Origin of the sequence: Enterobacter sp. NFIX59, from assembly GCF_900113755.1 — a bacterium.
Taxonomy (GTDB): Bacteria; Pseudomonadota; Gammaproteobacteria; order Enterobacterales; family Enterobacteriaceae; genus Enterobacter; species Enterobacter pseudoroggenkampii.
The window spans coordinates 879,403-899,899 of the sequence record NZ_FOQN01000001.1 but is presented as its reverse complement, the minus strand read 5'-3'; the positions used below and the strand labels follow the sequence as shown (position 1 = coordinate 899,899).

19 protein-coding genes are annotated in these 20,497 nt (G+C 55.7%); 16 read left to right on the top strand and 3 right to left on the bottom strand.

Going from position 1 to position 20,497, the window contains the following annotated elements:
* Positions 1-46: 46 nt before the first annotated feature.
* From flgH to flgL, 5 genes are all read left to right on the top strand, one after another.
* On the top strand, positions 47-745 hold the full coding sequence (gene flgH, locus BM007_RS04325; protein WP_024909015.1) for a flagellar basal body L-ring protein FlgH: 699 nt from the start codon (positions 47-49) through the stop codon (positions 743-745).
* A gap of 12 nt (positions 746-757) precedes the next feature.
* Entirely contained in the window at positions 758-1,855 is a 1,098-nt protein-coding gene (locus BM007_RS04320) for a flagellar basal body P-ring protein FlgI (RefSeq protein ID WP_029740346.1), read from the top strand.
* The gene (gene flgJ, locus BM007_RS04315; protein WP_024909017.1) at positions 1,855-2,808 is read left to right on the top strand and encodes a flagellar assembly peptidoglycan hydrolase FlgJ; all 954 of its coding nucleotides are present in this window, start codon (positions 1,855-1,857) and stop codon (positions 2,806-2,808) included. The genes BM007_RS04320 and flgJ overlap by 1 nt, the downstream gene beginning before the upstream one ends.
* A 75-nt stretch (positions 2,809-2,883) precedes the next feature.
* Entirely contained in the window at positions 2,884-4,524 is a 1,641-nt protein-coding gene (flgK, locus tag BM007_RS04310) for a flagellar hook-associated protein FlgK (RefSeq protein ID WP_032650846.1), read from the top strand.
* 14 nt (positions 4,525-4,538) lie between these two features.
* On the top strand, positions 4,539-5,492 hold the full coding sequence (gene flgL, locus BM007_RS04305) for a flagellar hook-associated protein FlgL (RefSeq protein WP_024909019.1): 954 nt from the start codon (positions 4,539-4,541) through the stop codon (positions 5,490-5,492).
* Between the two features lie 75 nt (positions 5,493-5,567).
* Here flgL and BM007_RS04300 read toward each other — a convergent pair whose 3' ends face one another.
* Positions 5,568-6,782: an MFS transporter gene (locus BM007_RS04300; protein ID WP_090417360.1), complete on the bottom strand. Its 1,215-nt coding sequence runs from the start codon at positions 6,780-6,782 to the stop codon at positions 5,568-5,570.
* A gap of 109 nt (positions 6,783-6,891) precedes the next feature.
* Here BM007_RS04300 and BM007_RS04295 point away from each other — a divergent pair, with 109 nt between their 5' ends.
* On the top strand, positions 6,892-7,830 hold the full coding sequence (locus BM007_RS04295) for a LysR family transcriptional regulator (protein WP_024909021.1): 939 nt from the start codon (positions 6,892-6,894) through the stop codon (positions 7,828-7,830).
* Positions 7,831-7,871: 41 nt separating this feature from the next.
* Here the strand turns inward: BM007_RS04295 and rne are convergent, their stop codons facing one another.
* Positions 7,872-10,985 carry a ribonuclease E gene (gene rne, locus BM007_RS04290; RefSeq protein ID WP_090417358.1) on the bottom strand — a complete coding sequence of 1,038 codons (3,114 nt, stop codon included), beginning with the start codon at positions 10,983-10,985 and terminating at the stop codon, positions 7,872-7,874.
* Positions 10,986-11,557: 572 nt separating this feature from the next.
* Here rne and rluC point away from each other — a divergent pair.
* The gene (gene rluC, locus BM007_RS04280) at positions 11,558-12,505 is read left to right on the top strand and encodes a 23S rRNA pseudouridine(955/2504/2580) synthase RluC (RefSeq protein WP_024909023.1); all 948 of its coding nucleotides are present in this window, start codon (positions 11,558-11,560) and stop codon (positions 12,503-12,505) included.
* A 132-nt stretch (positions 12,506-12,637) separates the two neighbouring features.
* Here the strand turns inward: rluC and BM007_RS04275 are convergent, their stop codons facing one another.
* Positions 12,638-13,222: a Maf family protein gene (locus BM007_RS04275; RefSeq protein ID WP_024909024.1), complete on the bottom strand. Its 585-nt coding sequence runs from the start codon at positions 13,220-13,222 to the stop codon at positions 12,638-12,640.
* 140 nt (positions 13,223-13,362) lie between these two features.
* Between BM007_RS04275 and yceD the strand changes: the two genes are divergently transcribed.
* The 9 genes from yceD to pabC all read left to right on the top strand — a co-directional run bounded on the left by yceD (position 13,363) and on the right by pabC (position 20,495).
* A complete protein-coding gene (gene yceD, locus BM007_RS04270; protein WP_014883375.1) occupies positions 13,363-13,884 on the top strand; it encodes a 23S rRNA accumulation protein YceD in 522 nt (173 codons plus the stop codon).
* A gap of 16 nt (positions 13,885-13,900) precedes the next feature.
* Positions 13,901-14,074, top strand: a complete 174-nt coding sequence (rpmF, locus tag BM007_RS04265; RefSeq protein WP_003857964.1) for a 50S ribosomal protein L32 — start codon at positions 13,901-13,903, stop codon at positions 14,072-14,074.
* 80 nt (positions 14,075-14,154) lie between these two features.
* A complete protein-coding gene (plsX, locus tag BM007_RS04260) occupies positions 14,155-15,189 on the top strand; it encodes a phosphate acyltransferase PlsX (RefSeq protein ID WP_024909025.1) in 1,035 nt (344 codons plus the stop codon).
* A 6-nt stretch (positions 15,190-15,195) separates the two neighbouring features.
* Positions 15,196-16,149, top strand: a complete 954-nt coding sequence (locus tag BM007_RS04255; protein ID WP_008500797.1) for a beta-ketoacyl-ACP synthase III — start codon at positions 15,196-15,198, stop codon at positions 16,147-16,149.
* A 15-nt stretch (positions 16,150-16,164) separates the two neighbouring features.
* The gene (gene fabD / locus BM007_RS04250) at positions 16,165-17,094 is read left to right on the top strand and encodes an ACP S-malonyltransferase (protein ID WP_024909026.1); all 930 of its coding nucleotides are present in this window, start codon (positions 16,165-16,167) and stop codon (positions 17,092-17,094) included.
* A gap of 12 nt (positions 17,095-17,106) precedes the next feature.
* Complete coding sequence (gene fabG, locus BM007_RS04245; protein WP_008500795.1) at positions 17,107-17,841, top strand: 3-oxoacyl-ACP reductase FabG; 735 nt, start codon at positions 17,107-17,109, stop codon at positions 17,839-17,841.
* 154 nt (positions 17,842-17,995) lie between these two features.
* Positions 17,996-18,232 carry an acyl carrier protein gene (gene acpP / locus BM007_RS04240; protein ID WP_003857954.1) on the top strand — a complete coding sequence of 79 codons (237 nt, stop codon included), beginning with the start codon at positions 17,996-17,998 and terminating at the stop codon, positions 18,230-18,232.
* A gap of 91 nt (positions 18,233-18,323) precedes the next feature.
* The gene (fabF, locus tag BM007_RS04235; protein ID WP_024909028.1) at positions 18,324-19,565 is read left to right on the top strand and encodes a beta-ketoacyl-ACP synthase II; all 1,242 of its coding nucleotides are present in this window, start codon (positions 18,324-18,326) and stop codon (positions 19,563-19,565) included.
* 120 nt (positions 19,566-19,685) lie between these two features.
* On the top strand, positions 19,686-20,495 hold the full coding sequence (pabC, locus tag BM007_RS04230; protein WP_090417357.1) for an aminodeoxychorismate lyase: 810 nt from the start codon (positions 19,686-19,688) through the stop codon (positions 20,493-20,495).
* Positions 20,496-20,497: the final 2 nt, after the last annotated feature.

The window sequence follows — 20,497 nt, the reverse complement described above, 5'->3', positions numbered from 1 at the left end:
GTGCGGTAAACGCCGCGCCGGCTCCCTGTTTTCGAAGATGAAGGCAATGCAAAAAAACGCGGCGTTTCGTTATCCGATACTGACTGTTCTGGCTGTCACCCTCAGCGGGTGTGCTTTGATCCCGTCCAAACCATTGGTCCAGGGTGCGACGACTGCCCAGCCCGTTCCTGGCCCTGCGCCAGTGGTAAACGGCTCCATTTTCCAGACCGCGCAGCCGATTAATTACGGCTATCAACCGCTGTTTGAAGATCGCCGCCCGCGTAACGTCGGCGATACATTGACCATTGTGCTGCAGGAAAACGTCAGCGCGAGCAAGAGCTCGTCGGCGAATGCCAGCCGCGATGGCAAAACCAATTTTGGCTTCGATACCGTGCCACGTTATCTCGAAGGGCTGTTCGGCAACGCGCGTGCTGATGTGAACGCGTCCGGCGGCAACACCTTTAACGGCAAAGGCGGCGCGAACGCCAGCAACACCTTCAGCGGTACGCTGACGGTCACGGTTGACCAGGTTCTGGTTAACGGCAACTTACACGTTGTGGGTGAAAAACAGATCGCCATCAACCAGGGCACTGAATTCATTCGCTTCTCGGGCGTGGTTAACCCTCGCACCATCAGCGGCACCAACACCGTTCCGTCCACCCAGGTGGCGGATGCGCGCATTGAGTACGTCGGTAACGGCTATATCAATGAAGCGCAAAATATGGGTTGGCTGCAGCGCTTCTTCCTTAATTTATCGCCGATGTAAGCGAGGTGACCCATGTTTAAATCGATCTTCGCCGTGGCGCTTGCGCTGGTGGCAACGTTTGCCCAGGCTGACCGTATTCGCGACCTCACCAGCGTTCAGGGCGTACGTGAAAACTCCCTGATTGGCTACGGTCTGGTGGTGGGTCTGGATGGTACCGGTGACCAGACGACCCAGACGCCGTTCACCACCCAAAGCCTGAACAACATGCTTTCCCAGCTCGGCATTACCGTGCCGGCGGGAACCAACATGCAGCTGAAAAACGTGGCGGCAGTAATGGTCACCGCGTCCTACCCGGCGTTTGCGCGCCAGGGACAAACCATTGACGTGGTGGTCTCCTCAATGGGTAACGCCAAAAGCCTGCGCGGCGGTACGCTGCTGATGACCCCGCTGAAAGGCGTCGACAGCCAGGTCTATGCGCTGGCGCAGGGGAACATTCTGGTCGGCGGTGCGGGAGCATCCGCAGGCGGAAGCAGCGTGCAGGTGAACCAGCTCAACGGCGGACGGATTACCAACGGGGCGATCATTGAGCGTGAACTGCCGACCCAGTTTGGCGCGGGCAATACCATTAACCTGCAGCTCAATAATGAAGACTTCACGATGGCGCAGCAGATTGCCGATACCATCAACCGCAGCCGCGGCTACGGTAATGCAACGGCACTCGATGCGCGCACTGTACAGATCCGTACCTCTACCGGCAGCAGCAACCAGGTGCGCATGCTGGCAGATATCCAGAATATGGAAGTGAATGTTCCGGTCCAGGATGCGAAGGTGATCATCAACTCCCGTACCGGCTCGGTGGTCATGAACCGGGAAGTGTCGCTCGACAGCTGCGCCGTGGCGCAGGGTAACCTCTCCGTGACGGTAAACCGCTCCGCGAACGTGAGCCAGCCGAATACGCCATTTGGTGGCGGTCAGACGGTGGTGACGCCGCAAACGCAAATTGATATGCGTCAGAGCGGCGGGTCACTGCAAAGCGTGCGCTCCAGCGCCAACCTGAACAGCGTGGTGCGTGCCCTGAATGCCCTGGGGGCAACGCCGATGGATCTGATGTCCATCCTGCAATCGATGCAAAGCGCGGGCTGCCTGCGCGCCAAACTGGAAATCATCTAATGCTGACCGATAGCAAACTGTTGACCAGTGCAGCCTGGGACGCCCAGTCGCTCAACGAGCTGAAAACCAAAGCAGGTAAAGACCCGGCGGCGAATATCCGCCCGGTCGCCCGCCAGGTGGAAGGGATGTTTGTACAGATGATGCTGAAAAGCATGCGCGAAACCCTGCCGAAAGACGGGATGTTCAGCAGTGATTCAACGCGTCTCTACACCAGCATGTATGACCAGCAGATTGCGCAGCAGATGACTGCGGGTAAAGGCCTCGGTCTGGCTGACATGATTGTGAAACAGACCGAAGCCGCGCAGGGCATTCAGCCTCAGGAGCAGCCGCAGCAGGTGCCGATGAAGTTCGACCTGGAAACGGTGACCAGCTATCAGAACCAGGCCCTGACGCAGCTGGTGCGTAAAGCGATGCCAAAAGCCACGGGCAGCGGCGATGAGCCGCTCTCCGGTGACAGCAAAGACTTCCTGGCGCAGCTTTCTCTGCCTGCGCGCCTTGCCAGCGAACAGAGCGGCGTGCCGCATCACCTGATTCTGGCGCAGGCCGCGCTGGAGTCGGGCTGGGGTCAGCGTCAGATCCGCAAGGAAAACGGCGAGCCGAGCTTCAACATTTTCGGCGTGAAGGCCACCTCCAGCTGGAAGGGGCCGACAACGGAGATCACGACCACCGAATACGAGAACGGTGCGGCGGTGAAGGTCAAAGCCAAATTCCGCGTCTACAGCTCTTATCTGGAAGCCTTGTCCGATTATGTCGGCCTGCTGAGCCGAAATCCGCGTTATACCGCCGTTACGCAGGCGGCGACGGCGGAGCAGGGGGCTCAGGCGCTGCAAAACGCGGGCTACGCGACCGACCCGAACTATGCACGCAAGCTCACCAGCATGATCCAGCAGCTGAAATCCATGGGCGAGAAGGTCAGCAAAGCCTATAGCACAGATATCGAAAATCTGTTCTGAAAGTTCTCAAGTCCCGGTGGAGGTTGCCGATAACCTTCATCAGGACTCGTGTCTGAACGTATAAAAGGAACCCCCATGTCCAGTTTGATTAACAGTGCCATGAGTGGCCTCAGTGCTGCTCAGTCGGCACTCAATACCGTCAGTAATAATATTTCAAGCTATAACGTGGCAGGTTACACCCGCCAGACCACGGTGCTGGGCGCATCTAACAGCACGCTGACCGGCGGTGGCTGGGTGGGTAACGGGGTCTATGTCTCCGGTGTCCAGCGTGAGTATGACGCCTTCATCACCAACCAGCTGCGCGCCGCGCAGACGCAGAGTAGCGGTCTGACGACGCGCTATCAGCAGATGTCAAAAATTGACGATGTGCTCTCCGATACCACCAACTCGCTCTCCACCACGCTGCAGGATTTCTTCAAGAGTCTGCAAACGCTGGTGAGCAATGCGGAAGATCCGGCTGCACGTCAGACGGTGCTGGGGAAAGCGGGCGGTCTGGTCAATCAGTTTAAAACCAACGATCAGTATCTTCGTGACCAGGATACGCAGGTGAATACCGCCATCTCAAGCAGCGTATCTCAGATCAACAACTACGCGACGCAGATTGCGAACCTGAACGATCAGATTTCTCGTTTGACTGGCGTCGGTGCGGGCGCATCGCCTAACGACCTGCTCGACCAGCGCGATCAGCTCGTGACTGAACTGAACAAAATCGTGGGCGTGGAAGTCTCCGTACAGGATAGCGGCACGTTTAATATCTCTCTCGGCAATGGTTACAGCCTGGTGCAGGGCAGCAAAGCCAGCCAGCTGGCTGCCGTGAAGTCCAGCGCCGATCCGGCGCGTACGACCATTGCCTACGTCGATGACGTGGCGGGTAATATTGAGATCCCCGAGAAATTTATCACCACCGGTTCTTTAGGCGGTTTACTGACCTTCCGTAATGAAGATCTGGATAAAGCGCGTAACACTCTGAACCAGATGGCGCTGGCCTTTGCCGATGCGATGAACACGCAGCATGAAGCCGGTTTTGATGCAAACGGTGATGCGGGCGGTAAGCTGTTCAACTTTGGTTCGCCTGCGGTGCTGTCCAACAGCAAGAACGGCGGATCGGCGGTTGTTACGGCCTCTGTGGCGGACAGCAAACAGGTCCAGGCGACTGACTATAAGCTGCAGTTTAACGGCACTGACTGGACGGTCACCCGCACATCAGACAAAACCAGCTTTACGATGAGCCCGGATGCCAGCGGTAATCTGTCGTTTGATGGCCTTAACGTCAACGTGAGCGGTACGGCAAATACCAAAGACAGTTTCACCGTGAAGCCGGTTTCCAACGTCATCATGAACATGGATCTGGCGATCAGCGACGAGTCCAAACTGGCGATGGCGTCGGTACAGAACGGCGGCGAAAGTGACAACCGTAACGGTCAGAAACTGCTCGATCTGCAAAACGGCAAAGTGGTGGGTGGAAATAAAACCTTCAACGATGCGTATGCCTCTCTCGTCAGTACCGTCGGTAGCACCACGGCGTCACTGAAGGTGAGCAGCCAGACGAAAGCCAATGTGGAAACGCAGTTAATCAAGCAGCAGCAGACCATCTCTGGGGTAAACCTCGACGAAGAGTATGGCAATTTGCAGCGTTATCAGCAGTATTACCTGGCGAACGCCCAGGTTCTCCAGACTGCCAGTACGCTCTTCGATGCAATTATCAACATTCGTTAAGGTTGAGGTGAATAATGCGTATTAGCACCCAGATGATGTATGAGCAGAACATGCGCGGGATCACTGATTCCCAGAGCAGATGGCTGAGCTACGGTGAGCAAATGTCCACCGGTAAGCGCGTTAACCGTCCTTCGGACGATCCTATCGCCGCGTCGCAGGCCATCGTTCTGTCGCAATCTCAGTCGCAAAACAGCCAGTTCGCGCTTGCGCGTACCTTTGCAACGCAGAAGGTCTCGCTGGAAGATAACGTGTTAACCCAGGTGAACACCGCAATCTCAAGCGTGCGCGAGAAGTTAGTTTACGCGTCGAACGGCACATTAAGCGATGACGACCGTCTTTCTCTGGCGACCGATATCCAGGGGATCCGCGATCAGCTGATGAACCTGGCCAACACGACGGATGGCAATGGTCGCTTTATCTTCGCGGGATACAAAACCGAGAGCGCACCGTTTGATGCCGTGACCGGGGATTATAACGGCGGCGCAGAGGCCATCTCGCAGCAGGTTGATACGGCGCGAAATATGACCATTAGCCATACCGGACAGCAAATTTTCGAAAGCATTACCAGTAATGCGGAACAGCTGCCGGGCGGTGGATATGGCCAGACCAACATGTTCAAAATCCTGGATTCTGCCATTGCGTCCCTGAAGACACCGATTGAGAACGATCCGGCTGCCGCAACGGCGCAAAACCAGGTGATTGCCAATGCGCAGATCGGCATCAAAAACGCCCAGAACAACGTCCTGACGGTCGTTGCGGATGTGGGAACCAAGATGAACGAACTGGAAAAACTCGATACGCTGGGAGATGACCGTGCCCTGGGTCAGACTAAGCAGATGAGTGATCTGGTAGATGTCGACTGGAACGAAGCGATTTCCTCTTACACCATGCAGCAGGCGGCCTTGCAGGCGTCTTATAAAGCGTTTAGCGATATGCAGGGCATGTCTCTGTTCCAGCTGAACAAATAACATCTTGACCTCTTGGAACATGTCTTGAAACTGGGCATGTTTTACTGCCCAATCCGTCTGGATTGGGCATTTTTTTTATGCGGCTTCTGCCGGTACGGAGGCTACACGCGCGCTTTCTATCAGACGGATGGCCAGCGCAATGGCGCCACTGACTGTCGCCAGCGCGACCACACCCGTCCAGCCAGCCAGCGAGTAGATATTGCTGCCTAACGCGGAGCCCAGCGCCATCCCGATAAAGACCACCGTAAAGAGCAGGGCATTGAGACGACCGCGCGCCTGCGGTTCAAGGCTGTAGACCAGGTTCTGGTGAGCGACCAGGCTGGACTGCAGGCCCAGGTCGAACCCGACGGCAGAGACGGCGATCAGCATCAGCTGTCCATGAACGCTCAGCGCGGGCATCAGGAACATCAGGGCGAATGAAACGGTCACTAGGACGGCACCAAGCTGCGTAACTTTTCCTGCGCCCAGTTTGTCCGCCAGACCCCCCGCCAGCGGGGCGGCTAATGCACCGGCGGCACCCGCAATACCAAACCCACCCGCTACGGCACTGCCAAGGTGATAGCGTTCCAGCAGCATGACCGCGAGCGTTGACCAGAAGGCGCTGAAGGCAATCGACAGAAAACCCTGAGCCAGCGCCGCGCGGCGCAGCGCCGGATAACGACGCCACAGATGTTCCATTGAACGCATCAGCGCGGGATAGCTCAGCGTGGAGTGAATGGCAAAACGGGGAAGCACAAACCACATCATCACCCCGATGAACGCAATGCTCGCCGCCGCCAGCTGGTACATGACGCGCCAGCCAAACGCTTCGCCCACTACGCCGCTCACGGTTCTTGATAATAAGATACCCATCAGCAGCCCGGTCATTACCGTGCCCACGGTTTTCCCCTGTTTACCTTCTGGTGCAAGAATCGCCGCAGCAGGGACGATATCCTGTGCCATGGTGGCGGCCATGCCGATGAGCAGGCTTGCCAGCAGCAGAGAATGGATCTGCCCGGTCAGGCTACAGCCGAGAAGAAACAGCGCCAGCGCTGCGCTTTTAATCAGAATTAACGTCCTGCGGTCGTGGCGATCGCCCAGGGGAAGCAGGAACAGGATACCGAGCGCATAGCCTGCCTGAGTTAACGTTGGGACCAGACCCATACCTTCAATGCTCAGATGCAGATCGGCACCCATTAGCGGCAGCAGGGGCTGCGCGTAATAGATTGATGCCACGCTGAAACCGGCCCCCAGAGCCAGCATAAAAATCACCCAGCGGCTTACAGCATGGGGAGTCGTTGTTGTGTTCATAAGTTGTTCCTCATTCGTCGTGTGCGGCTATTTTTTATCAGTACGCCTTGCGACGGTAGCGGGCCCGGTGGTAAAACGCTTATACGTTTAACGTATAAGTGAAAATGCAATGAAAAGAGCTGAGCGTATAGACAGGGTGGAGCTAATGCGGACGTTTGTCCGGATAGTGGAGGCGGGTTCCCTCTCTGCGGCGGCACGGCAGCTGGCCACCACCCAGGCCACGGTGAGCAGACGGCTACAGTCGCTGGAGACCATGCTGGGCGTGCGCCTGATACTGCGCACTACCCACACGACGCGGCTGACGGATGATGGCGAACGCTGCTACCAGCACGCTCGTCGGGTGATTGACAGCTGGCTGGCGCTGGAAGATGAGGTGGGGCAGACGGAAGATGAGCCCGTAGGCGTGCTGCGGGTGCGGGCACCCCACGCGTTTGGTCAGGATCAGCTTCTGAAACCCGTAACCGAATTTTTGCAACGCTATCCGCAGCTTTCGATTGAGTGGATGCTCAACGATCGGTCGGCGGACTTCCTCGGCGACAACCTTGACTGCGCTATTCGGGTGGGCGTGGAGGTCGATCCGGCGACCGTATCCGTGCTGCTGGCGGAAGTGCCGCGCTCGGTAGTCGCCTCTCCGGCACTACTGGCCCGCTTCCCGGCGGTGAATACGCCAGAAGATTTGCAGCAGTTTCCCTGGATAGCGATCAGCTCTTTTTACCAGCGCCACGTGGAGCTTTTTCACGATGCCTCGCCCGCCACCGCGCGGATTGCTATTACGCCACGCCTCAGCACCGACAGCCTGTATGTCGCACGCAATACGGTGCTCACCGGTCTCGGTGTGGCGGTGGTATCCAGCTGGACGGTACAGGATGATATTCGGGAAGGGCGGCTGGTGCATTTGCTGCCGGAGTGGCAGCCAGCGGCGCTGCCGGTGCATCTGGTTTACCCCTGGTCCCGTTATTATCCGGCACGCTTGCGGCGTTTTCTGGAGCTGATGCGGCAGGTCATGCCGGAGGTCTCCGGGATGAGAAGGCCCGTGCAGCAGCCATAAAAAAAGCCGACCCTAAGGTCGGCTTTTTACTTTCAGCGTCGTTATTCGACAGACTGCGGGCGCGTTGCCGGTGCAGTCGCCTGATGCGTTGCACTGTGGCCGCCAGCAGCGCCTTTACCATCAAAGCTGAATGCCGGGCGTACCCAGTCACTGTGACGCGGAGCTTCTGGCACGTAATCCGGCGCCGGAGCGCGGGTCATCGGTGCTGTCGCCACGTGGGCAGCGGCTGGCGCAGAGACAACCGGTTCAGGTTTCACTTCAGGCGCTTTCGGTTCTTCAACAACCGGTTCAACCTCAATCTCAACGTCCTGAACGACTTCTTCAGTGGTGGTTTCAACGATAGCTTCAGCGGTGTCTTCCACTGCGGCTACAGGTTCAGCTTCTTCAGCAACTTCCTCAGCCACCACGACATCTTCTTCAGCAATAAGCTGCGGTGCGGCATCAACCGGCGCGGCAATTACTTCCGGATGAGTGGTTTCGACTTCAACTGCCTGAGGTGCTTCCGTTTCAACAACCTGAGGTTCAACCACGGTTGCCGCTTCAGTCACAACGTCTTCTACCGCTGCCGCAGGTGCAATCACCTCTTCGGTTACAGGCTGCTCTTCAACAACCTGCTCCGGGCGAGCAACCGGGTAGCGGATCCAGACTTTGCCGGAAGCCATTTCTGGCGAAGCACAGGCAATGGTCAGCGGCATTGGCGACTGAGTTGGGTAACGCTCGTCACGATAGCGACGACGGCGCTGGCCGCTGACGCGCAGATGACGTGGGGAACGGCGTGAACGGCGCGGCATACCGGCGTTATCACGGTTTTCACCGTTTTCATCCTGCTCAACGTTGTTTTCAACGACCGCAGGCAGATCAACTTTCGCCAGCTGAGTGCCGGTTGCGTTCTCGCGGGTTTCAACTGCGACAACGGCTGACTCTTCGGTTGCTTCGGAGGCGAAGCGGACTTTCTGAGCAAGCTGGCGCTGCTTACGGCGCGGCATAACCTGAGTACGTTCTTCCTGCTCGCCGTCCTGCTGTTCAACAGGCTCTTCGCGGTTCAGGTTTTTGACTTCCTGCTGTGCCTGACGCTTCTCGTCGTTACGACGACGGTTGCGTTCACGGCGCGGCTGCTGGTCGTCACGCTGTTTGCTCTTCTCAGACTCATCGCCCGCCTGCTGGCGAATTTCACGATCTTCAACATTCTGCTGCTGTTTCTCGCGACGGTTGCGACGGTTGTCTTCGCGTTGCTCACGACCTTCGTTATTTTCAGAACGGTTGTCGCGGTTGTCACGACGCTCGCTGCGGTCATTACGATCGCTACGGTCGTTACGATCGCGGCGGTTGTTCTGACGCTTACGGCGGTCCTGCTGGCGTTCAGGCTTGGCCGCTTTTGGCTCTTCCTTCGGCTGTTCTGGCTGAGCTTCTTCTTCAGCGAACATCTTCTTCAGCGCGCCAAAGAAGCGGCTCAGCAGACCCGGCTGCGCCGGCTGGGCTTTCGCTGCTGCTGGTTTCTGCGCTTCAGGTTTAGCCGCAGGTTTTTCCAGTGCCGCTTCCGGTGGGGCTTCTGGCATGATAAAGGTCGCTAACGCAGGCTGCTCAGGCAGTTTGCGCTCGGCTGGCTCTTCATCGGAAGGCAGGGCCATCTCTTCTTCGTGCAGCTTCGGCAGCAGGTAGCTGAGCGTGGACGTCTCTTCACCTTTACGGACACGCAGCACGTGATAGTGCGGAGTTTCCATCTGGTCGTTTGGCACGATGATGCAGCGAACGCCGCCCTGACGCGCTTCAATAGCACTTACCGCAGCACGTTTTTCGTTCAGCAGGTAGGAGGCGATTGGCACAGGAACAATCGCGTGCACCTCTTTGGTATTCTCTTTCAGCGCTTCTTCTTCAATCAGACGCAGAATAGAGAGGGACAGCGATTCGTTATCACGCACGGTACCGGTGCCGGAGCAGCGAGGGCAAACGTGATGGCTGGACTCACCCAGCGACGGGCTCAGGCGCTGACGGGACATCTCCAGCAGGCCAAAGCGTGAGATATGGCTAATCTGGATACGCGCCCTGTCCTGACGCACCGCTTCACGCAGACGGTTTTCTACCGCACGCTGGTGGCGAACAGGGGTCATGTCGATGAAGTCGATAACAATCAGACCACCCAGGTCGCGCAGGCGGAGCTGGCGGGCGATTTCATCAGCGGCTTCAAGGTTGGTGTTGAAGGCGGTCTCTTCGATATCGCCGCCGCGAGTTGCACGCGCGGAGTTGATGTCGATAGCGGTCAGCGCTTCAGTGGTATCGATAACGATAGAACCGCCGGACGGCAGGCGCACTTCACGCTGGAAGGCGGATTCAATCTGGGATTCGATCTGATAGTGGCTGAACAGCGGGATTTCGCCGGTGTACAGTTTAATTTTGCTGGTGAAATCCGGACGACCCAGCGCGGCGATGTGCTGGCGCGCCAGCTCAAGCACTTTCGGGTTATCGATCAGAATCTCACCGATGTCCTGACGCAGATAGTCACGGAAGGCACGCACGATCACGTTGCTTTCCTGGTGGATCAGGAACGGAGCAGGGCGGCTTTCCGCTGCTTTCTGGATGGCTTCCCAGTGCTTCAGACGGAAGCTCAGGTCCCACTGCAGCGCTTCGGCTGATTTGCCCACGCCCGCGGTACGCACGATAAGCCCCATACCATCAGGCAGTTCAAGGCTTGCCAGCGCTTCTTTCAGCTCGGTACGGTCATCACCTTCGATACGGCGAGAGATGCCACCCGCACGCGGGTTGTTAGGCATCAACACCAGATAGCTCCCTGCCAGGCTGATAAAGGTGGTCAGTGCGGCACCTTTGTTGCCACGCTCTTCTTTATCAATCTGAACGATAACTTCCTGACCTTCACGCAGAACATCTTTGATGTTTGGTCGGCCATGGGCGTTGTAGTTTGCAGGGAAATATTCGCGGGCGATTTCTTTCAGAGGGAGGAAACCATGACGCTCAGCACCGTAATCGACAAATGCAGCTTCAAGGCTTGGTTCAATGCGGGTGATTTTACCTTTGTAAATGTTCGCTTTTTTCTGTTCGTGTCCAGGACTTTCGATATCCAGATCGTACAGGCGCTGCCCATCCACAAGGGCGACACGCAACTCTTCTTGCTGAGTTGCGTTGATTAACATTCTTTTCATCGTAACTTACTCGTTATTCTTACATTGACGACAAAGCTGCGGGCAAGGTGACGCTTTCCGGGGTATGAACCGATGGCCTCGTGTCTGTTCACGTCGCCAACCTCACGGTTGTCGCTCGCTTAAGAGGCGCAGAGTGTCGGTTGCCTGTATTTCATACGGAAACACAGCGCAATTATCAGGGGAATTGCCTGGGTAGAACTCTCCAGAGAACAATCCTTATACCGGGAAGTACTGCAACCCGCAGCCCGCTAACTGCCTGAAAGATCAATACGTCTTACGCCATTGCTGCGTGGATGATCGGTCAGACAAAATTGGTCATTCCGTCAACATCCTTACTTAACCAGGATTTAACACGGAAAACAGCCTCATTATTCCACTGCTCGCCGGGTTATAGCAAGATGACTTTTACCAATTATCACCCGGTTACTCACAGTTTCTTCACTTCAGAATGGCGATTGGTTTAATAACCACCAAATCGGTTGCGCGAAACGGGGGACAGGCCGGATAAAAGTAAATATAAGCATAGAAAAATGAGTGGCGCTAATGGCTGTCGATATTTAGAATCGCCAACCATGAAAACAGAGACTCCAGCCGTAAAAATGGTTGCCATCGCCGAAGATGACGCGGGGCAACGTATCGATAACTTTTTGCGCACCCAGCTGAAAGGTGTGCCAAAGAGTATGATTTATCGCATCCTGCGTAAGGGCGAGGTGCGGGTTAACAAAAAACGCGTGAAGCCCGAGTACAAACTCGAAGCCGGTGACGAAGTGCGTATTCCGCCGGTGCGCGTGGCTGAGCGCGAAGAAGAGACCGTTTCACCAAAGCTGCAGAAAGTGGCGGCCCTGAGCGATGTCATCCTTTACGAAGATGACCACATTCTGGTGCTCAATAAACCGTCAGGAACGGCAGTCCATGGCGGTAGCGGTCTGAGCTTCGGCGTGATTGAAGGGCTGCGTGCCCTGCGCCCGGAAGCGCGCTTCCTTGAGCTGGTGCACCGTCTTGACCGTGACACTTCAGGCGTACTGCTGGTGGCGAAAAAGCGTTCCGCGCTGCGTTCGCTGCATGAACAGCTGCGTGAAAAAGGGATGCAGAAAGACTACCTGGCGCTGGTTCGCGGCCAGTGGCAGTCCCATGTAAAAGTGGTGCAGGCGCCGCTGCTGAAGAACATTCTGCAAAGCGGTGAACGTATTGTCCGCGTGAGCCAGGAAGGGAAACCGTCTGAGACGCGCTTTAAGGTTGAAGAGCGCTATGAGTTTGCCACGCTGGTGCGCTGCAGTCCGGTGACCGGTCGTACCCACCAGATCCGCGTGCATACGCAGTTTGCAGGGCACCCCATCGCCTTTGATGACCGCTATGGCGACCGCGAGTTTGATAAGCAGCTGGCGGGGACGGGACTGTCGCGTCTGTTCCTGCATGCGGCAGCGCTGAAGTTTACCCATCCGAATACCGGTGAAGTCATCCGTATTGAAGCGCCGCTGGATGAGCAGTTGAAACGCTGTCTTAAGGTTCTGCGCGGCTAAGGTAAACGTAAAACGGCAACGAATGTTGCCGTTTTTAATGTTTGCGCCCTCTTCCTGTGGGAGAGGGCCGGGGTGAGGGCAGCAGGCCGCAGTGTAGTAGGCCCATGCAAGCGCAGCGCCACCCGGCGAAGGTCACACCGTCAACGGATTACACTCTTCTCGTCTTAACATCTGACACAAGGCAATCAGCGGTAACCCCACCAGCGTGTTGGGATCGCGACCGTCCAGCTTGTCGAACAGCGCAATCCCCAATCCTTCACTTTTAAAGCTCCCCGCACAGTTCAGCGGACGTTCCCGACGCACATAATCCACAATCTCTTGCTCGCTGAGATGGCGGAAGTGTACGTCGAACGGTTCACACTCCGTTTGCAGATGACCGGTGGCGGAGTTATAGAGCGCCAGGCCCGTGTAAAAGGTCACGATAGTGCCTCGCGCGCGCAGAAGCTGCTGGCAGGCGTTCTCCTCCGTATGGGGCTTGCCGGTGATTTCGCCGTCCAGCACGCAAACCTGATCGGAGCCTATAATCAAATGCGAAGGATAGCGTGCGGCCAGCGACTGCGCTTTCTCTTTAGCAAGACGCGTTACCAGATGGCGCGGTGACTCGCCCGGCTGTGGCGTCTCATCAACCTCTGGCGCGGCGCATTCAAACGGGATCCCGAGCTTTTCCAGCAGCATTCGGCGGTAGGGAGACGTGGAAGCAAGGACGAGATTTGGCATATTTTTATCACCAGATATAGCGTATCGATGCCAGCCATTTTAAACTACAGGCCGCAATGTGTGCGAATAATTGGCAAAAGGCAGCTCTGGTTGCCTTTTTCTTTGACTCTATGACGTTACAAAGTTAATATGCGCGCCCTATGCAAAAGGTAAAATTACCCCTGACTCTTGATCCGGTTCGTACGGCTCAAAAACGCCTCGATTACGAAGGTATCTATACTTCCGATCAGGCTGAGCGTATTGCCGAATCCGTAGTCAGTGTGGACAGTGATGTAGAATGCTCCATGTCGTTCGCTATCGACAACCAGCGTCTCGCCGTTTTAACCGGTGATGCAAAGGTGACGGTAACGCTCGAGTGTCAGCGTTGCGGGAAACCGTTTGTACAGCATGTTCACACAACGTATTGTTTCAGTCCGGTTCGTTCTGACGAACAGGCTGAAGCACTCCCGGAAGCGTATGAGCCGATTGAGGTTAACGAATTCGGTGAAATCGATCTTCTGGCTCTGGTTGAAGATGAAATCATCCTCACCTTGCCAGTGGTTCCGGTGCATGATTCTGAACACTGTGAAGTGTCCGAGGCGGACATGGTCTTTGGGGAACTGCCTGATGAAGCGCAAAAACCAAACCCATTTGCCGTATTAGCCAGCTTAAAGCGTAAGTAATTGAGGAGTAAGGTCCATGGCCGTACAACAGAATAAACCAACCCGTTCCAAACGTGGCATGCGTCGTTCCCATGACGCGCTGACTGCAGTTACCAGCCTGTCTGTAGACAAGACTTCTGGTGAGAAACACCTGCGTCACCACATCACCGCTGACGGTTTCTACCGCGGCCGCAAGGTTATCACTAAGTAATCACGCGCAAGCGTGATTAGGCTTAGTGAGGATTTCCCCGTGCAAACGGGGAATTTACCGAACCAGGCTGCGACGATACCTTGACACGTCTAACCCTGGCGTTAGATGTCATGGGGGGAGATTTTGGCCCTTCCGTGACAGTGCCTGCAGCATTGCAGGCACTGAATTCTAATTCGCAACTCACACTTCTTTTAGTCGGCAATCCCGACGCAATCACGCCATTACTCGCAAAAGCTGACTTTGAACAACGTTCGCGTCTGCAGATTATTCCTGCGCAGTCAGTTATTGCCAGTGATGCCCGACCTTCGCAGGCTATTCGCAATAGTCGTGGCAGCTCTATGCGGGTAGCGCTGGAGCTGGTGAAAGAAGGGCGAGCTCAGGCTTGCGTCAGCGCGGGGAATACCGGCGCGCTGATGGGGCTGTCGAAATTACTGCTCAAACCTATAGAAGGTATTGAGCGTCCGGCGCTGGTGACGGTGTTACCGCATCAGCAGAAGGGCAAAACGGTAGTGCTCGATTTGGGCGCTAACGTCGATTGTGATAGTACTATGCTGGCTCAGTTTGCCGTGATGGGATCGGTGCTGGCAGAAGAAGTCGTCGGGATCAACACTCCCCGTGTTGCGTTACTGAACATTGGTGAAGAAGAGACCAAAGGCCTGGACAGCATTCGCGAAGCGGCTGAATTGCTCAAACAGGTTCCCTCCATCAACTATATTGGTTATCTCGAAGCCAATGAGTTGTTGACGGGGAAAACGGATGTTCTGGTGTGCGATGGCTTCACCGGAAACGTAACGTTGAAGACCATGGAAGGGGTCGTGCGCATGTTTCTTTCTCTGCTGAAATCTCAGGGAGAAGGCAAAAAAAGCGCCTGGTGGCTGATTTTATTGAAGCGTTGGTTACAAAAGAGCCTGACGCGGCGATTCAGTCACCTCAACCCCGACCAGTATAATGGCGCCTGTCTGTTAGGATTGCGCGGCATCGTGATTAAGAGTCATGGCGCCGCCAATCAGCGAGCATTTGCTGTCGCGATTGAACAGGCAGTGCAGGCGGTGCAGCGACAAGTCCCTCAGCGGATTGCCGCTCGCCTGGAATCTGTATTAGCTAAAAGTGACTGAGCGTACATGTATACGAAGATTTTAGGTACCGGCAGCTACCTGCCAAAACAGGTGCGTACCAACGCCGATCTGGAAAAAATGGTAGATACGTCTGACGAGTGGATTGTCACGCGCACAGGTATCCGTGAGCGTCGTATTGCCGCGCCAGACGAAACCGTGTCGACCATGGGTTACGAAGCCGCACAGCGTGCTATCGAAATGGCGGGCATTGATAAAGAACAGATTGGTTTGATCGTGGTCGCCACGACGTCTGCTACGCATGCTTTCCCAAGCGCGGCGTGCCAGGTGCAAAACATGCTCGGCATTAAAGGCTGTCCGGCGTTTGACGTCGCTGCCGCGTGCGCAGGTTTCACCTATGCGCTGAGCGTTGCCGATCAGTACGTGAAGTCCGGTGCTGTTAAATATGCGCTGGTGATCGGTGCTGACGTGCTGGCGCGCACCTGCGATCCAACCGATCGTGGAACGATCATTATTTTTGGTGATGGTGCGGGCGCGGTGCTGCTGGGGCAGTCCGAAGAGCCGGGTATCATCTCGACGCATCTGCATGCTGATGGCAGCTACGGCGAACTGTTGACCCTGCCTAACGCCGATCGCGTTAATCCGGACAACTCGATTTACCTGACGATGGCAGGGAACGAGGTGTTCAAGGTGGCGGTGACTGAGCTTGCGCACATCGTTGATGAAACGCTGGAAGCGAATAACCTTGAACGCTCCGCGCTCGACTGGCTGGTGCCGCATCAGGCGAACCTGCGTATCATCAGCGCGACCGCGAAAAAGCTGGGCATGTCGATGGATAACGTTGTGGTGACGCTGGATCGTCACGGCAACACCTCTGCGGCGTCGGTACCGTGCGCATTTGATGAAGCGGTACGCGATGGACGAATCAAACGGGGCCAGCTGGTCTTGCTTGAAGCCTTCGGTGGCGGGTTCACCTGGGGTTCCGCGCTGGTTCGTTTCTAGGATAAGGAATAAAAAATGACGCAATTTGCTTTTGTGTTCCCGGGCCAGGGCTCTCAAACCGTTGGGATGTTGTCTGAAATGGCAGCAACCTATCCGGTCATTGAAGAGACTTTCCGTGAAGCTTCTGATGCACTGGGTTATGATTTATGGGCGCTGACCCAGCAGGGGCCGGCCGAAGAGCTGAACAAAACCTGGCAGACCCAGCCCGCGCTGCTGACCGCGTCCGTTGCGCTGTGGCGTGTCTGGCAGCAGCAGGGCGGTAAAGCACCCGCGCTGCTCGCGGGTCACAGCCTGGGCGAATACTCTGCGCTGGTGTGTGCCGGTGTGATCGCGTTTGCTGACGCGGTACGTCTGGTGGAACTGCGCGGCAAATTCATGCAGGAAGCTGTGCCGGAAGGCACGGGCGGTATGTCTGCCATCATCGGTCTGGATGACGCTGCAATTGCAAAAGCATGTGAAGAATCTGCAGAAGGCCAGGTGGTCTCTCCGGTTAACTTCAACTCGCCGGGCCAGGTGGTTATTGCCGGCCATAAAGAAGCGGTTGAACGTGCAGGTGCGGCCTGTAAAGCGGCGGGTGCTAAACGTGCGCTGCCGCTGCCGGTCAGCGTGCCGTCTCACTGTGCGTTGATGAAGCCTGCCGCCGAGAAACTGGCGGTTGAGCTGGAAAAAATTACGTTTAACGCACCGACGATTTCCGTTGTGAACAACGTCGATGTGAAATGCGAAACCACGCCGGAAGCTATCCGCGACGCGCTGGTTCGCCAGCTCTACAGCCCGGTACAGTGGACCAAAACCGTTGAGTTTATGGCCTCTCAGGGCGTTGAGCATCTGTATGAAGTCGGCCCAGGTAAGGTCCTCACCGGTCTGACAAAACGTATTGTTGACACCCTGACAGCCTCGGCGATTAACGAGCCGGAAGCGATGTCAGCGGCACTCTCGCAATAAAAGAGGAATACCATGAGTTTTGAAGGAAAAATCGCCCTGGTCACTGGCGCAAGCCGCGGTATCGGGCGTGCAATTGCTGAAACACTGGTTGCGCGCGGCGCGAAGGTGATTGGAACAGCAACCAGCGAGAATGGCGCTCAGGCCATCAGCGAGTATCTGGGTGCAAACGGTAAAGGTCTGGTACTGAATGTGACTGAACCTGCATCTATCGAATCTGTTCTGGAAAATATTCGCGCAGAGTTTGGCGAAGTGGATATTCTGGTAAACAATGCCGGGATCACTCGCGATAACCTGTTAATGCGAATGAAAGACGACGAGTGGAACGATATCATCGAAACCAACCTGTCATCTGTATTCCGTCTGTCAAAAGCGGTAATGCGCGCTATGATGAAAAAGCGTCATGGTCGTATTATCACTGTCGGTTCTGTGGTTGGTACCATGGGAAATGCTGGTCAGGCTAACTACGCTGCGGCGAAAGCAGGTCTGATTGGTTTCAGTAAGTCGCTGGCACGTGAAGTTGCGTCCCGCGGTATTACGGTAAACGTTGTTGCTCCGGGCTTTATTGAAACGGACATGACGCGTGCGCTGACTGATGAGCAGCGTGCGGGTACGCTGGCGGCAGTTCCGGCGGGTCGTCTTGGCGACCCTAAAGAAATCGCCAGTGCGGTTGCATTTTTAGCCTCTGACGAAGCGGGTTACATCACTGGTGAGACCCTCCACGTCAACGGCGGGATGTATATGGTTTAACCACGATGAAAAATATTTGCGTTATTAGGGCGAATGGCCTCAAAATAACGTAAAATCGTGGTACGAACTGCCGGGATTTAGTTGCAAATTTTTCAACATTTTATACACTACGAAAACCATCGCGAAAGCGAGTTTTGATAGGAAATTTAAGAGTATGAGCACTATCGAAGAACGCGTTAAGAAAATTATCGGCGAACAGCTGGGCGTTAAGCAGGAAGAAGTTGTGAACTCCGCTTCCTTCGTTGAAGACCTGGGCGCAGATTCTCTTGACACCGTTGAGCTGGTAATGGCTCTGGAAGAAGAGTTTGATACTGAGATTCCGGACGAAGAAGCTGAGAAGATCACCACCGTTCAGGCTGCCATTGATTACATCAACGGTCACCAGGCGTAAGTGAACATCTCCAGGCGGTCATTCGACCGCCTGAGTTTTATCTTTTTTAGTCCCACGAATCTCTTTTTTTATCCCTCCCTGGAGGACAAACGTGTCTAAGCGTCGTGTAGTTGTGACCGGACTTGGCATGTTGTCTCCTGTCGGCAATACCGTAGAGTCCACCTGGAAAGCTCTCCTTGCCGGTCAGAGCGGCATCAGCCTAATCGACCATTTCGATACTAGCGCCTATGCAACGAAATTTGCTGGCTTAGTAAAGGATTTTAACTGTGAAGAGATCATCTCGCGCAAAGAACAGCGCAAGATGGATGCCTTCATTCAATATGGAATTGTCGCTGGCGTTCAGGCCATGCAGGATTCTGGCCTTGTGATTACGGAAGAGAACGCAACCCGTATCGGCGCCGCTATCGGCTCCGGGATTGGCGGTCTTGGCCTGATCGAGGAAAACCATACATCTCTGATGAATGGCGGCCCGCGTAAGATCAGCCCGTTCTTCGTTCCGTCCACGATTGTTAACATGGTGGCAGGTCACCTGACCATCATGTTTGGCCTGCGTGGGCCAAGCATTTCTATCGCCACCGCCTGTACGTCTGGCGTACATAACATCGGCCAGGCCGCGCGCATTATTGCGTACGGCGATGCAGATGCTATGGTTGCGGGCGGTGCTGAAAAAGCCAGTACCCCACTGGGTGTCGGCGGTTTTGGTGCGGCGCGTGCGCTGTCTACCCGTAATGATAACCCGCAGGCGGCGAGCCGTCCGTGGGATAAAGACCGTGACGGCTTCGTGCTGGGCGACGGGGCGGGCATGATCGTACTGGAAGAGTACGAACACGCGAAAAAACGCGGTGCGAAAATTTATGCTGAAATCGTTGGTTTCGGCATGAGCAGCGATGCTTACCACATGACGTCTCCTCCTGAGAACGGCGCGGGTGCTGCGCTGGCGATGGAAAACGCGATCCGTGATGCGGGTATTACCCCAGCACAAATTGGCTATGTGAACGCGCACGGCACCTCTACGCCAGCAGGCGATAAAGCTGAAGCTCAGGCGGTTAAGTCTATCTTCGGCGAATCTGCCAGCCGCGTAATGGTGAGCTCCACGAAATCCATGACCGGTCACCTGCTGGGTGCGGCGGGTGCAGTAGAGTCAATCTACTCCATCCTTGCGCTGCGCGATCAGGCTGTTCCACCAACCATCAACCTGGATAACCCGGATGAAGGTTGCGATCTGGACTTCGTTCCTCACGAAGCGCGTCAGGTTAGCGGTATGGAGTACACCCTGTGTAACTCTTTCGGCTTCGGCGGCACCAACGGTTCTCTGATCTTCAAAAAGATCTGATCCTGACGTCCCGATAGCTTTTAAAAAGGTCCGCTTGCCGGGCCTTTTTTATTAAGCCTAATCTTCTTGTCGGCTGCATGACATCCTGCCAGACTAAATGCCCACGCATAAGGAGCCACCATGTTTTTAATCAATGGCCTTGAGCAGGACACGCTGCCTGCCAGCGACAGGGCGATACAGTTCGGTGATGGTTGCTTTACGACGGCGCGCATTCTGGATGGCGATGTCTGCCTTCTGGAGGCGCACATTCGACGTCTGCAGTATGGCTGTGAAAAGTTAATGATCCCCTTTACGCACTGGGACACATTGCGCCAGGAAATGTGCCAGCTGGCAACCGGGAAGGACAACGGCGTGCTCAAGGTCATCATCAGCCGCGGCAGTGGTGGCCGGGGTTACAGCGCCGCATCGTGTATCAACCCAACGCGTATTCTCTCCGTTTCTGCTTATCCTGCGCATTATTCTCGCTGGCGAGAGGACGGCGTCACGCTGACGCTGAGCCCGGTTCGACTGGGACGGAACCCGATGCTGGCCGGGATTAAGCATCTCAATCGCCTCGAGCAGGTGCTCATTCGTACTCATCTTGAACAGACGGACGCCGATGAGGCGCTGGTTCTTGACAGCGAAGGGTTCATTACGGAATGCTGTGCGGCTAATTTACTCTGGCGGCAGGGGGGAGAGGTGTTCACTCCGTCGCTGGAACACGCTGGCGTAAATGGGTTAATGCGTCAGTTTTGTCTGCAACAGCTGGCACGCTCTGGCTATCGCGTTGTCGAAGTTAGCGCAGGAGAAGCCGCGCTACAGACTGCCGATGAAGTCATCATCTGCAATGCGCTGATGCCTGTTGTACCCGTCCGTGCGTATGGCCAACAACGCTGGTCTTCGCGCGAGCTGTTTCAGTTTTTAGCCCCGATATGTGAGCAAACCAGATAGTC

What these genes read in the sequence shown, in the direction of transcription:
- flgH (WP_024909015.1), top strand. Translation starts at nt 47, where the DNA reads ATGCAAAAAAACGCGGCGTTTCGTTATCCGATACTGACTGTTCTGGCT.
- BM007_RS04320 (WP_029740346.1), top strand. Translation starts at nt 758, where the DNA reads ATGTTTAAATCGATCTTCGCCGTGGCGCTTGCGCTGGTGGCAACGTTT.
- flgJ (WP_024909017.1), top strand. Translation starts at nt 1,855, where the DNA reads ATGCTGACCGATAGCAAACTGTTGACCAGTGCAGCCTGGGACGCCCAG.
- flgK (WP_032650846.1), top strand. Translation starts at nt 2,884, where the DNA reads ATGTCCAGTTTGATTAACAGTGCCATGAGTGGCCTCAGTGCTGCTCAG.
- flgL (WP_024909019.1), top strand. Translation starts at nt 4,539, where the DNA reads ATGCGTATTAGCACCCAGATGATGTATGAGCAGAACATGCGCGGGATC.
- BM007_RS04300 (WP_090417360.1), bottom strand. Translation starts at nt 6,782, where the DNA reads ATGAACACAACAACGACTCCCCATGCTGTAAGCCGCTGGGTGATTTTT.
- BM007_RS04295 (WP_024909021.1), top strand. Translation starts at nt 6,892, where the DNA reads ATGAAAAGAGCTGAGCGTATAGACAGGGTGGAGCTAATGCGGACGTTT.
- rne (WP_090417358.1), bottom strand. Translation starts at nt 10,985, where the DNA reads ATGAAAAGAATGTTAATCAACGCAACTCAGCAAGAAGAGTTGCGTGTC.
- rluC (WP_024909023.1), top strand. Translation starts at nt 11,558, where the DNA reads ATGAAAACAGAGACTCCAGCCGTAAAAATGGTTGCCATCGCCGAAGAT.
- BM007_RS04275 (WP_024909024.1), bottom strand. Translation starts at nt 13,222, where the DNA reads ATGCCAAATCTCGTCCTTGCTTCCACGTCTCCCTACCGCCGAATGCTG.
- yceD (WP_014883375.1), top strand. Translation starts at nt 13,363, where the DNA reads ATGCAAAAGGTAAAATTACCCCTGACTCTTGATCCGGTTCGTACGGCT.
- rpmF (WP_003857964.1), top strand. Translation starts at nt 13,901, where the DNA reads ATGGCCGTACAACAGAATAAACCAACCCGTTCCAAACGTGGCATGCGT.
- BM007_RS04255 (WP_008500797.1), top strand. Translation starts at nt 15,196, where the DNA reads ATGTATACGAAGATTTTAGGTACCGGCAGCTACCTGCCAAAACAGGTG.
- fabD (WP_024909026.1), top strand. Translation starts at nt 16,165, where the DNA reads ATGACGCAATTTGCTTTTGTGTTCCCGGGCCAGGGCTCTCAAACCGTT.
- fabG (WP_008500795.1), top strand. Translation starts at nt 17,107, where the DNA reads ATGAGTTTTGAAGGAAAAATCGCCCTGGTCACTGGCGCAAGCCGCGGT.
- acpP (WP_003857954.1), top strand. Translation starts at nt 17,996, where the DNA reads ATGAGCACTATCGAAGAACGCGTTAAGAAAATTATCGGCGAACAGCTG.
- pabC (WP_090417357.1), top strand. Translation starts at nt 19,686, where the DNA reads ATGTTTTTAATCAATGGCCTTGAGCAGGACACGCTGCCTGCCAGCGAC.